The organism is Clostridioides sp. ES-S-0010-02, from assembly GCA_020641055.1.
Taxonomy (GTDB): Bacteria; Bacillota; Clostridia; order Peptostreptococcales; family Peptostreptococcaceae; genus Clostridioides.
In genome coordinates, this window is the sequence record CP067345.1 from 2,986,162 (window position 1) to 2,999,247 (window position 13,086).

Annotated in this window: 13 protein-coding genes; 2 read left to right on the forward strand and 11 right to left on the reverse strand. The window is 27.3% G+C overall.

All coding sequences use genetic code 11. The annotated features are described in order from the left end of the window. Window positions 1–145: 145 nt before the first annotated feature. Complete coding sequence (locus JJC01_13945; protein UDN57267.1) at window positions 146–346, reverse strand: cold-shock protein; 201 nt, start codon at window positions 344–346, stop codon at window positions 146–148. 182 nt (window positions 347–528) lie between these two features. Further along, window positions 529–1,698 (reverse strand): amidase domain-containing protein, encoded by a 1,170-nt coding sequence (locus JJC01_13950; GenBank protein UDN57268.1) that lies wholly within the window; start codon window positions 1,696–1,698, stop codon window positions 529–531. Window positions 1,699–1,933: 235 nt separating this feature from the next. On the opposite strand from JJC01_13950, the gene JJC01_13955 reads away from it, so the two are divergent. Next, window positions 1,934–2,755 (forward strand): pyridoxamine kinase, encoded by an 822-nt coding sequence (locus tag JJC01_13955; GenBank protein ID UDN57269.1) that lies wholly within the window; start codon window positions 1,934–1,936, stop codon window positions 2,753–2,755. 80 nt (window positions 2,756–2,835) lie between these two features. Here JJC01_13955 and JJC01_13960 read toward each other — a convergent pair whose 3' ends face one another. From JJC01_13960 to JJC01_13995, 8 genes are all read right to left on the reverse strand, one after another. Beyond that, window positions 2,836–4,227, reverse strand: coding sequence for a HAMP domain-containing histidine kinase (locus JJC01_13960; GenBank protein ID UDN57270.1), 1,392 nt, complete (start codon window positions 4,225–4,227; stop codon window positions 2,836–2,838). A gap of 132 nt (window positions 4,228–4,359) precedes the next feature. Continuing rightward, window positions 4,360–5,115, reverse strand: a complete 756-nt coding sequence (locus JJC01_13965; protein UDN57271.1) for a lantibiotic immunity ABC transporter MutG family permease subunit — start codon at window positions 5,113–5,115, stop codon at window positions 4,360–4,362. Between the two features lies 1 nt (window position 5,116). After that, complete coding sequence (locus JJC01_13970; GenBank protein UDN57272.1) at window positions 5,117–5,836, reverse strand: lantibiotic immunity ABC transporter MutE/EpiE family permease subunit; 720 nt, start codon at window positions 5,834–5,836, stop codon at window positions 5,117–5,119. A 1-nt stretch (window position 5,837) separates the two neighbouring features. After that, entirely contained in the window at window positions 5,838–6,545 is a 708-nt protein-coding gene (locus tag JJC01_13975; protein UDN57273.1) for a lantibiotic protection ABC transporter ATP-binding protein, read from the reverse strand. 125 nt (window positions 6,546–6,670) lie between these two features. Continuing rightward, a complete protein-coding gene (locus JJC01_13980; GenBank protein UDN57274.1) occupies window positions 6,671–7,201 on the reverse strand; it encodes a hypothetical protein in 531 nt (176 codons plus the stop codon). A 101-nt stretch (window positions 7,202–7,302) separates the two neighbouring features. Further along, complete coding sequence (locus JJC01_13985) at window positions 7,303–8,376, reverse strand: DUF4097 family beta strand repeat protein (GenBank protein UDN57275.1); 1,074 nt, start codon at window positions 8,374–8,376, stop codon at window positions 7,303–7,305. Beyond that, window positions 8,369–9,298, reverse strand: coding sequence for a DUF1700 domain-containing protein (locus tag JJC01_13990; protein UDN57276.1), 930 nt, complete (start codon window positions 9,296–9,298; stop codon window positions 8,369–8,371). Before JJC01_13990 ends, JJC01_13985 begins: the two co-directional genes overlap by 8 nt. Continuing rightward, on the reverse strand, window positions 9,285–9,617 hold the full coding sequence (locus JJC01_13995) for a PadR family transcriptional regulator (protein ID UDN57277.1): 333 nt from the start codon (window positions 9,615–9,617) through the stop codon (window positions 9,285–9,287). Before JJC01_13995 ends, JJC01_13990 begins: the two co-directional genes overlap by 14 nt. A gap of 189 nt (window positions 9,618–9,806) precedes the next feature. Between JJC01_13995 and JJC01_14000 the strand changes: the two genes are divergently transcribed. Then, window positions 9,807–10,937: a galactosyldiacylglycerol synthase gene (locus JJC01_14000; GenBank protein UDN57278.1), complete on the forward strand. Its 1,131-nt coding sequence runs from the start codon at window positions 9,807–9,809 to the stop codon at window positions 10,935–10,937. 133 nt (window positions 10,938–11,070) lie between these two features. Here JJC01_14000 and JJC01_14005 read toward each other — a convergent pair whose 3' ends face one another. Continuing rightward, on the reverse strand, window positions 11,071–12,969 hold the full coding sequence (locus tag JJC01_14005) for a glutamine synthetase (GenBank protein ID UDN57279.1): 1,899 nt from the start codon (window positions 12,967–12,969) through the stop codon (window positions 11,071–11,073). Between the last annotated feature and the right edge of the window lie 117 nt (window positions 12,970–13,086).

The window sequence follows — 13,086 nt, forward strand, 5'->3', positions numbered from 1 at the left end:
TATTTATCTTATTATTAATGCCTTTATTTTAATAATTTTAATTTATTTTGCAATTAATTTAGTTTACAAAAAACTGAAAAAACCGCTAAACGATTAGCGGCTTATCTGTCATATTACTAGAATACTAATATATATGAATTTTTAATTATAATCTAACTACGTTAGCAGCTTGAGGACCTTTAGCTCCATCCACTACTTCGAATTCAACACTTTGTCCTTCTTCTAATGATTTGTATCCATCTCCTGTTATAGCTGAGAAATGTACGAAAACATCTCCTTCACCTTCTACAGATATAAATCCAAATCCTTTTTCATTGTTAAACCATTTAACTACACCAGTTTTCATTAATAAATCCTCCTAAAAAAACACAATTATTTAGCTACTCTTTTCTGTAACCTTATTACTACTTTATCATATATAGCTATGTTTGTCAATTATTATTATTTTTATACATTAACAATCATTTTTTTTAATTTATAATATTAAATCATTGTTATCTTTTATACTTTATTTTTCTTTATAAATTTTTAATAGTTTATTTTTATTATATGGAATCTTATAGATTTATCACTCCAACCTAAATCCCATGGCACAAGCATTCTATCAGTATTATGACAGGTTACCAAAGGATATCCTCTTGAATCCAATCCCGTTACAGTCGAAACATGTGTTATTCTACCTTTTTTTTCATATCCTACAAAATCTCCAGGACGTAGATTATAAGCTTCTTTGTAAACATCTTCGTAAGAACCTTTAGCTATTAATGAACCTCTTCCACTATAGAGAGCATAATTTTTAAAAGCTTGCGCATTTACCCATGCTTTTGTTCCTGCTCTTTCACTATAATTCCAGATTGAATTTTTCTTAAACTTTCCACTTTCAAACATTATCTGTGATGCAAAGTTGGCACAATCTCCACCTTCTGGATTATAATCTCTATAATTTGGATTAAACTTCATACCATGTTCTTCATCTGCTGCTGCTCCACAGTATTTATGTGCATAATCTATAGCCTTCTTTTGCTCTTCTGTAAGCTGTAACTCTACAGCATTTTGTTGACCAATATAGCTTCTTATATCATCAGATTTTATATTTTCTAAATTTAAAGAATCTGCAAAAGGGTCTGTATACCACTCTTTAGTTATTACATATTGATTATCTATGATTTTTACATTTAGATAGTGATATGTACCTATTCTAAATACATTTTCTTTGTCCTTTTGATTTTCATATGAGTACTTATACTCAGTTGATACAGAACATATTATGCCATATAAGTCTTTTTCTTTTTCTTTTATTTTTTTAACTTTGACTCTTGTCTTTATGTCTTTAAACTTTACACCTTGTTTACTAGACCAATTTTCTAAATACTTCATCTTTTTTACTTCATTTTCATAAGCCCAAAGACCAAACTTTTTTTCTGTTTCATAAAGACCTTTTAAAATATTTTCATTTTTCTCTAATATTGCCTTATTTCTGTAGTCAAATAAATTTTCAAGCAATAACTTATACTGGTCTTTTACATCATCACCTTCAACAGTAGCAGATTCTATAACTTTTTCTTTCATATTTTTCATACTTAAATCATTAATTAAAAATACACCTGCTGTAGTAGCTAAAGATAAAAATACAAATGCCATTATACCTTTGATGTACTTATTTTTATTTTTCAGTATTTTCAAAGCTACACCTCCCAAATAGTACACCTTACGAATAAATTCACAAAAAAGCTATTATTATATACAATAATTTTCATATTTAATAATTCTCTATCTTATTATGTCCAATATTAAAAATTAATTGTATTGATACACTGTTTTTTTTACAAATTTTTATTTTATAATCTACTTTTTTCTTTTTTTTATAGTAATATATATGTATATAAATATTTTGATATCATTATGATTAATACATACTAATGGAGGGTTTTTTATGCAAAAAAAAGTCGCAGCAATTAATGACTTATCTGGAATAGGAAAATGTTCATTATCAGTTGCTATACCTATACTTTCAGCATTAAAGGTTCAATGTTGTCCATTTCCAACAGCTATACTTTCAAGTCAAACTGGTTATCCTGAGTTTACATTTTTAGATTGCACTGATGAGATGGTAAAATATTCAACTGTTTGGAAAAATTTAAAAGTCAACTTTGATAGTATATATAGTGGTTTTTTAGGTTCAAAACATCAAATTGAAATAGTGGCAAACTTTATAAATGATTATCCAAATGCTTTTATCGTAGTTGACCCTGTAATGGGCGATAATGGAATTATGTATCCAATCTTTACAGAAGAAATGAGACATGAAATTAAAGAATTAGTTAGACATTCAGATTTAACTACTCCTAATTTAACAGAAGCTTGTTTCTTAACTGGAAATGACTATACAAAAAAGGATTATAATAGAGATGAACTTATAAATATTGCAAAATCTGTATCTTCTTTAGGACCTAGTAAAGTTGTAATCACAGGTATATTAGAAGATGATAATATATTAAATTTAGCTTATGATAGAGATACTGACCATATATTCTTTACTTCTGTTAAATACAATAACTGTTCTTATAGTGGAACTGGAGATATATTTACATCTATACTTTGTGGTATGCTAGTGAATAACCATGACTTAGGAATAGCTGTTAATACTGCAACAGATTTTATATATAAAACGATAAATTATACGTCTCAATTTGACACTGATAGAAATGATGGAGTGATGTTCGAAAACTTTTTATCAGATTTAATTAATATATAAAATTAACCACAAAAATTATCCATTTTACAAATACCTACCAAGTATATAAAATTTAGGTATTTATAAAATGGATATAAGTATTAAATTATTGGTATTTCAATTGTTATCATTGCTCCACTAGTTTTTATAGAATTTTCAACATTTAAATTACCATTATGTTTTTGTATAATAGTATTTGCAATGTATAGACCCATACCATAATGAGATTTAGAGTTCCTACTCGAATCGCCTGTATAAAACTGTTCTGTAGCTTTTGATAAATCTTCCTTAGAAAAACCTCTTCCACAATCTGTAATTACAAATTTTAAATATCTTTGATTTACTAATACATCAAAATATAACTTACTTTGATTTGTTGAATAATCAATAGCATTTGAAATTATATTCATAATAGCTCTAAATAATAATTCTCTATCTATTGTTATATTCTTAGGTAAATCATCTTGCTTATAAAATTCCACATCTAAACTTTTTGTACTGGCCAGTGCTTCTATTTGCACCAAAACATCCTCTATAAATTTATCAATATTAATACTTTCTTTATTAATTGTATAACCTTTATCTGCTTTAGATATGTATATTAGAGTGTTAATATATTTTTCTATCTGAGTAACACCATTTGCTATATATTCCATATATTCTGATAGCTCAGGATTGTCATTTATTTCAATCAATAAGTCCGCATTTCCATGTATAATGGTTAATGGGGTCTTTATATCATGTGCTAATGCAGATATCTGTTCTTTTCGAGTTTCTTCCAGTCTCCACTGCTTTTCTAGAGAATCTTTTAATGCTAGCTTCATTTTTTCTATAGAAAAGAGAACATTATCAATTTCATAAATATCACTAGATTCTATTGTAAAATCTAAATCTTGCTGTTGTATTTTTTCTGTAGCATTTTTCAAAAGGTCCATTTTTGCATTAATTTTTTTACCAAAAGATTTTGATAGTATAACCACTTCAATAAAAAATGCTACAACAAAAATAATTATCCCTAATACTTCTGGCTTTGGCAAATATTTTCTTAAACCTGGAGAATTGAATTCTGATACTATATCATATCTTATTATACATACTTCATTTTGTCTAAAAAGTTTTATATAATTGTCTGACGAATGTCCACTTTTTACTTCAATACCTTTCATTAAATTCCAAGTTTTTTTTGCTTCTTCATTATTAAAAGTTCCCGAAGTCAATTTACCATCTAAAGTGTAGATTCCATAGTCACAAAAATCTGGTATTATATCTTTAGTTACTTTTTCACTTGAAATAATTTCATCTTTATATTTGTAGATTTGCTTTTCTGTATAATTGGATGGCAACACTACTCCTAATGATAATAACACAGAAAACAAAAATACTAAAAGAACTCCCAAAGTAATTGTTGTAACAAAGAATACAGACAAATATCTTACAAAAATAGTTCTTAACTTTACAACTTTTTTATTATTAGAATTTTTTTTCCGAAACATTCGTATCATATCCTCCAAACAGTTTAATTAACACCTAAGCAACTGTATATCTGATTATTTTTATCTCTTTTCTGTTATCAAATTATACTATAATATAATAATACAAATAATCTAAATAAACAATTAATTATTTTATTCTTCAGATTTCTTACCTTCCCATTTAGAAAACCAAATACATAAAATTACAAATGCAAAAATAGTTGCAAAGCCACAAATTAAACCTATTGACTGGAACTCTTGAATTGATTCAATTTCTTTAGAACTTGAAAAAGATGCCCAAACACTTACAAATCTAACACCCCATGCACAAGGAATATACTGCCATATACCATCTCCTAGTCCAGTTAGTAATAGTGCTGAAAGTAAAGTCTCCACTATACCTACCCCAATTGATGCTCCTTTTCCAAATCTCAAACTTAAGAATAAATGTAATATATATTCAAATAGATTACTTCCTGCTAAAATTAAAATTGAAATCATATAAAAACTTAGTGTAAAATGATTATTATTAAAAATAGTATCTATACCAAATTCAAAACCTAACACAGAAACTAATGTTGCTCCAAAACCAAGGCATATTAAAATTACATATTTACTTATAATTGTAAGGTATTTTGGATTAGATGATGTTAGTATATGCTTATAATTTCCTGAGTAATATTCTTGTTCAACGCACATTGAACACATAATACTTGATAATAAAGGAAAAGCTATAGCTATAACTTGTAAATATGCTACTATCTTTGATATACTATCATAACCTGAAATATTGTAATATCCTAAAAATAAGCCTATTCCTACTAATGCAATACAAAAGTGTATTAGTACTATGTAAGTTCTTTTTAGTTTTATCAAGTCAGAATTAAATAGTCTTATTAGTTGTGCCATATTATTTCACCTCTCTATTTTTAAACCAAGCACTTGTAGCTAAAGTAAATAATATAAATAAAGCAATAGATATTAATATACCTGGTAAAATGACATTAGGGCTTAAAAGTTCATTTCCTTCTGGTACAGGAAGTCCATTTGGTAAAATATGCAATATTGCAGCCATTAATCTTGATGGAATTGAATATGGAAATAAGCACCATGAACTTGTAGTTGAAAAAACAGCTACTCCAAATACAGTGAAAAACATATTTATTAAAACTGTAATAAACAAACCAAATTTTGAGGCTAAAAACATACAAAGTGGAATTTGCCACATAAATAGTAAGATAAGTACTATAGTTCCAATAATATTTTGATTTATTAAAATAGTTTTCTTATAAACTACTCCAATAAAAACTATCCCTATCATGAAAATAATTGAAGATATACAAAGTATAATGGTACAATAAAGTATTTTTCCAGTCCAGATATTTTTTTTGTCAACTGGCAATGACAATACACCTCGATACTTCTTTTTTTCATCTTTTTGTACTACTAAAGAACAAATCAAAGTTATTGCTCCTGGAAGAAACATAGTATACCACCAATTGTAAGCACCATTTTGTCCTCCACCTAGTCCAAAGCAGATAAGTATAGAAAATATTGGGGCTATCCAAGACAATCTCATTCCAAAAGTTCCTTTCATCTTTAGGAATTCTGCTCTAACAAATCTTTCCATGTTACTTACCTCTCTTTCTATTTTCAGCTACAACTTTCATAAAAAGTTCTTCTAAATTTTGTTCCCTTGATACTTCTCCTTGATACCCTATTACTCCATTAGAAATTATTCCAATTTCATCTACAACTTGCTCAACCTCAGATAAAATATGACTTGATAAAATAACTGTAATTCCTTGTTTTGGAAAAGAACGAATCAGTTCTCTAAGTTCCTCAATTCCAATAGGGTCAAGTCCATTTGTAGGCTCATCTAAGATTAAAAGTTTTGGGTGATTTAATAATGCAATAGCAATACCAAGACGTTGCTTCATACCCAGAGAAAACTGACCTGAACGCTTTTTAAAAGTATCTCTTAAATCAACAATCCCTAAAACTTCTTCAATGCGAGAGTCAGGAATACCAAGTAATGTAGTATGAACTTTTAAATTTTCTCTTGCTGTTAAATTCTCATATATAGCAGGTGATTCAATAAGAGACCCAATGTTTGCTAAATCTTTTCTAGTCCATCTATGACCTTCAAATAATATCTTCCCAGAAGTGGGGTTTAAGATTCCTGTTATCATTTTTAATAAAGTGGATTTCCCAGCTCCATTCGGCCCTAATAATCCATAAATAGAATTATGTTTAATTGCAATTGAAATATTATCAACTGCAACCTGCTCCTTAAACTTTTTAGAAACTCCTTTTACTTCCAAAATATAATTACTCATAATTTTCATCCTTTCTTTTGTCAAACTTATTTACAAGAATCATTCTAAATCATAAATATAAGGATTTTATAAGAATTAAAAAATTATAAAAAAATGATGTGCTTTTAAATAAAACACATCATTTCTTATGTTAACTCTATTAATTCTCCATTGTAGTATATCTCTACTTCTTCAATCCAAATACTATTATCATCTTCTTGAATGACATTTTTGATAATATTATTTATAGTATATATTATATTTTGTTCATTTAAATAATCATCTTTCCAAGAAACTCTCCCCTTTTCATCAGGTTCAACTAAGTTTATCTTAACTAGACTATCTTTTTCCTGAACTTCTACTTCCATATCTAAACCATTAAAATACTCATGTGATAAAGTATCTAAGATTAACTGTAGTTTTTCTTTTAATGTACTTTCTTCATCTATTTGTAAGTATTTTACTATCTTTTCATCCTTTGAAACTATCTCTATAGGTATTTTAGCTGTTCTTCTAGGATTAATTGTATCAGTTTCTTCTTTGATATCTTCACCTTTCTTTACAACTGCAGAATCTCTAGAATCAACCAATTCTACTTTGTCAACTTTATAATCCATACATGCTGTACTCAATAAAGTAGTAGCAATTATTAAAAAACTTACTGCTATTTTATTCATAAGTATCCCTCTCCCAATTCTATTTCGATACTTATTATACCATAGTATAGACTATATTTTTATACTTTTAGGTCAATTTATTAATTATAGTAATGAATTATTTACATTTCTAATTTATTTGAATTTATTTTTATAGTATACTCTTGTTCTAAATTCGACAAGTTTTCATTTAAAAGCCCTTTTATTTCTCTTATATTTTTATATGCGTTATGATTTTCTTCACTGTGTTCATATTCAATTGAACTATCATTGTATTCTTCTGACTCATCATTAATTTCTTCTATTCTTTCTTTAGATTTTATATCGCAATTAAACTTATACTTATTTACTGGTAGACTAAGACTTACTTTAGAATTTGGAACCTCTATATCTAAATTTTTAGCAATTGGAAAATCACAATATATGCTAAAGTTGTTATCGTAATGTGAATTTCTACCTATTTTTTCTTTTATATTTATATTTTCAGGTATATATTGTTCTACATTATTGACAAATATGTCTTCATATTCTGAAGATATATCTAATGATTCTGTTTCTATATTTACGTTTTTAACACCTAAGACTGATTTTGTAGATAATTCAAGATTATTGCTAGATATTAAGTTTAATGTATCTAACTTATTTATATTATTTTCAGTTATAACTCTCTCAAATCTTCCATAAGAAGTCTTATATGTTATATTGCTTGAAGCTACATTATCATATACTAATAAAGATGAATCTACACTTGATACATTTATATCTACATTATTTGGTACATAGATTACTATTTCCCTATAATCTCCTGAAAACATATTATTTATAGATGTATTGAATAATTGGTCAAAATTTTTAATTTTTTTAACACGATTTTCATATTTTCTTTCACCTTTTACAACTAATGTCTTATCCTTTAAAGTTACATTATATTTGTAAAATTCATTGTTTCCTCTTGTTGTCACACGTACATCTTCACTTGAATGTCTCTTTATCGTAACATTTATATTGCCAACAGATACATCTAACTTGTCAATATTTACTTTTTCTTGATAAAGTTTATTTTCCTTTTTGAATTCAGCTTCTTTTTCGAGTCCAAAGTTTATTAAGCTTGGCATAACTAAAATCCCTGACCATGTTGTTCCAATTATACCTATTACCAATAAAACCGCAGCAAATATGGCAAGTTTCTTATTCATGTTTATCTTCTCCTTTCTTATCATCTATTTCTTCAAAATCTTTATACATTGCCTCAAAATTTATACTATCATCGTTGTAATTATCAGATTCCTTTATATTCTCTTCTTTTTCTATATTACAATAATCATCATATAAATCTTCATTACTATCTTTATTTAAATCTTTCTCACTTAAAGTATCCTTATTTCTTTTTTCCATCTTTTTATTTGCATTTATATAAATGTTTTTTCTCTTTATCCAATTTATATAACTGCCTAACAATTGTTTACCTAACTTTATAACAAACAGTAAAATTTGCCATGCCAGTATCTCTAAACCTATAAATGCTATAGTCGCAAATATACAAAACATTGTAACATCTGGAACCATTGAAATAAATTTAATCACAAATGGAATTGATATGACAAAAGCAATCAATGTACATACTAACCCAATAGCAACTGAAATAATAGCACATACAAATGCAAATGCTGGAATAATCAATAATAAGGATAAAAATACTAATAAAATCTTTATAGCTTCTCTAGATACTCCTCCGACACCTTCTTCTATACTTGGAGTAAGCTTATCATTTACTCTTTCTTTCGATTTATTGTACTTTTCTTTAGCTTCATCTTTTAAAATAGAATAACCCTTTTTCATATCTAACTTGAATTTACTAAACTTATCATTTAAAATATCTGTGTTTATTATTTTTTCATCTTCAATGTTTTTTTCTTTTGTCTGTAGAATAAGTTCTCTTGCTATAGATTTTGGTGAACCAAGTGATGCTATTATTTCCATATCACTCTTTCCCTCTATAATCCCATCTACAAAATATTCTTCATAATCTCTCAATATATCATTAACTTCGCTCTCAGAAAAATCCTTTTTTAGATAATCCTTTAAAATTTCCAGAAACTCAGTTTTATTCAAGTTCATTACCTCCCTCATCTTCACTTATTAAAATCTCAACAGCTTTTACAAATTCTCTCCACTCTTCCATCAGATTGGATAAGTTTTCTTTTCCTAGTGAAGTTATTCTATAGTATTTTCTAGCAGGACCCTCATTAGATTCTAGTATATACGTTTCAAAATACAAATCTTTTGTCAGTCTTCTTAGAATAGGATATATCGTTCCTTCATTTACATCTATTACTTTGGAAATATTATGTACTATTTCATATCCATACATATCTTTTTTAGATATTAGAGCAAGTACACAAATTTCTAAGACACCCTTTCTAAATTGTGTGTTCATATACTCCATCCTTTCTTTAAATACACAGTATTGTGTTTTACAAGGTACTATGTTAAAACTTCTTATGTTTTTATAATAACACAGTACTATGTTTTACACAATAGTTATTTTTTAATATTATTATTGATTAAATTCTTATGTAAATGTATAATACTCTAATCAGATATATTTTATGAAAGTGGTGATAAATTGTCTAAAACAAAAGAAGATAAAACTATATTAATCTTAACAGCTCAATTTGGTGCTGGTCATATAAGTGCTGCAAAAGCAGTTAAAGAATGTATCATGGAAAAATATAGTAATTACAATGTTGTTATACAAAACTTTATAAATGCAAGTATACCTATGATGAATAAGCCTATGGTGAAGCTTTATGAAAACAATACAAAATATACTCCTGGATTATATAATTATTATTATTATTTTAAGAAATCGTTTGACTCAAGACATGATTTCTCTCATAAATTATATACACCTAAACTTTCTGAGTATATTTCTGATATAAATCCAGATTTGATTATCTCTACATTTCCACTAGCTGCTGCTTGTGTAAATAATTTCAAGATAAAAAACCCTGATATAAATATACCAACATTGACAGTTATCACAGATGTTGTAGACAGTATGGAATGGGTTTTTGAAAATACAGATTTATATTTTGTTCCATCTCCAGAGATAAAAAATAGATTTTTTCAAAAAGGAATAAGTCCAGATTCCATAAAAGTTACTGGTGTTCCTGTAGATAAGAGATTCCAGATTGAAAGTAAAGAACCTTGTTGTGGAAAATATAGGCTATTGCTTTTGGGTGGAGGAAGAGGTCTATTTGATATAGATGAGGATTTTATGCATTGGATAGATGACTTCATTGAAGAACATATTAATTCCATAGAGATTACAATAGTTACAGGTAAAAATAAAAAACTATATGATAATTTAACTCATAAAAAACCTCTAAAAAATATAAAAGTACTTGGATTTGTAAATGATATGTACAATCTGATAAAAGAATGTGACTTAATGTTGACTAAACCTGGAGGAGCAACTATATTTGAAGCAATCCAGTCTCAAACTCCAGTACTTGTTAAAATGCCAAAAGTTGGTCAAGAAATTGAAAATGCTAAATTTATAATAGATAAAGGACTTGGAATGATTTATAGTGATGACTTAGACCTAAAAAATATATTTTATAAGTTAGTATCAAATGAGTTTGATTCTATAATAAATTTTATGAAAAAGAATCTAGAAGAATTTAAAACAGTCATTCATCCAGATGAAATTGCTGATTATATATCAGAATTAATAGATAATCAATATAATTAATTTTATTGTAAAACTTAAAATCCAAAATTCAAGGCAATTGAGTATGGTTTTTACATTTGAGATTTAACTCAAAATGATTTAACCATACTTAATTGCCTTTATAACATCAAAATCAAATTATTACTATTTTATTTTAATATATATTTTTCTTGTATTGCATATATAATTGTTGTATTTCTTCCATGCTTCTCTTTAGTTCTATTTGTAAATCCGAAGCAGTTTGATAATCTTTATTTTCTACAGCCTCTCTTACTCTAGTAAATAGTGATTCTCTAGTTAAAGTATCTTTCATAATATTAAACTTTAAGTCTGATATTGAATTCCAAACTACTTCATCAAGTGCATCCATATTTTCTTTTGTGTGTACTTTTACAATACTTCTTATCTTTTGAATTCCAGCTTCTATTATTCTAGTTTTTAATTTTTTTTGCCACTTATCTATTGCCCCAACTTTAAATGATTCTATTATACTATCAGTAAATACATCACCTTGTTTTAAAGATTTTAATTTAGAAGCATATATTTCTAGGTTTTTCATATTTTCATAAACTGTTGCTGGAGGTGTTCCAAATCTTGCATTTCTTTCTTCTAAATTATAATGTTCAAATACATCATTTTCATCTCTATATGCTCTGTCTTTTTCTAAATAGAAACTTTCTTCTCCCACATTTTTAGATAATTCTTTTTCTAGTTCTTTAGTACTAAGTCCACTCTTAGCTGCTGCTTTTATACCATCTAACATTGTTTGATAACATCCTGCTATTACTAGGTAAGTATTAGATAGAGGACTTGGTGATCTTAATTCAAATCTTACAGTTTTTGGATTCTTTATATCTCTTATTAACCCAACAAGTACCGACCTATTTCTAGATGGCATTTCATAACTATGACCTAAAGATGTAACTATACATACAGGTGCTTCAAATCCAGGAACCAGTCTATTAAATCCATCATTAGAAGCTGTTACAATCGGATTTAATACTTCATAATTATAAAGAAGTCCCATAAGAGCTCCATACCCTAATTCACTTAGATAGTCTTCTTTTAAATCTTTTGGAGCAAATAAGTTTTTGATACTTCCATCTTTTAATTTTGCACTTACTCCTACATGTGTATGACCACCACTTCCTGCAACTCCATGAATTGGCTTTGCTTTAAATGTAACTTCTAATCCATGCGATGTAAATACATCTTCTATAACATCTCTTACTAATAATTCATTATCTGCCGCTTGTAGTGGTGTAGAAAACTTCCAAGAAACCTCTAATTGCTCCATAGCATGGTTTGTTTTTCCATCTATACTTATAGAACTTTGAATTCCCCCAACCTCTTTATGAGCCATTTCAGGGCTTACACCTAGCTTTTGAAGTATTATTAAACTTTGTTCCAGACAAGTTCTTATAATACCATGAGTTCTTTTCCAGTATTGTTCTTTTAAGCTTTGTGATACATATAATTTTTCTAAGTCAGCTTTATCTTCAGGAGTATTAACCCAAAATTCGAGTTCTGTAGCTGCTGTTAACATTATTTCTTCTATATCATCTACTGAGTTTATTCCTATATTGTTTATTACATGTGGATATTCTCTAAATATTTCAAACATAGATTTCTTAAAATATTTATCTGCTTTTTGAAGAATTCCCCTAGAACATACTTTTTTATTATCGTGTATTAGAAATGCAGGTATCTTTAATGTTCCTACAGGCAACCCTACTTCTTCATCTATGTATTCCATATTGTAATCTACATACCAATGACAACTTTTATCTGGCATTAAGTCTACTTTTGCATTATTCAATGTTGCTATATTGTAAAGTTCAACACTTGAACCATCAGTTTGTATAGCTGATTCTAAGAATTTATCTATATCCTCTAAAAATAATTCTACAGGAATTTTTTCATCTGTTGCATTTCCTCCTAAGTCAACTCCCATTAAAGAAACGAACCTTATGTTTTTATTGCTCTCTAGGATTTCTCTTATTTCTTCATTGGTATGCTTATCTTTCTCTATTACATATAATAAACTCTCCATCTTTTCACTCTCCTATGATTTTTGTGTAAATTTTATTTTATTAAATATACAAGATAAAATTCATTTTTCCTTATATTCATGAATTTTTCTTGCAAAATATTCGTGTTTTATTCGTGT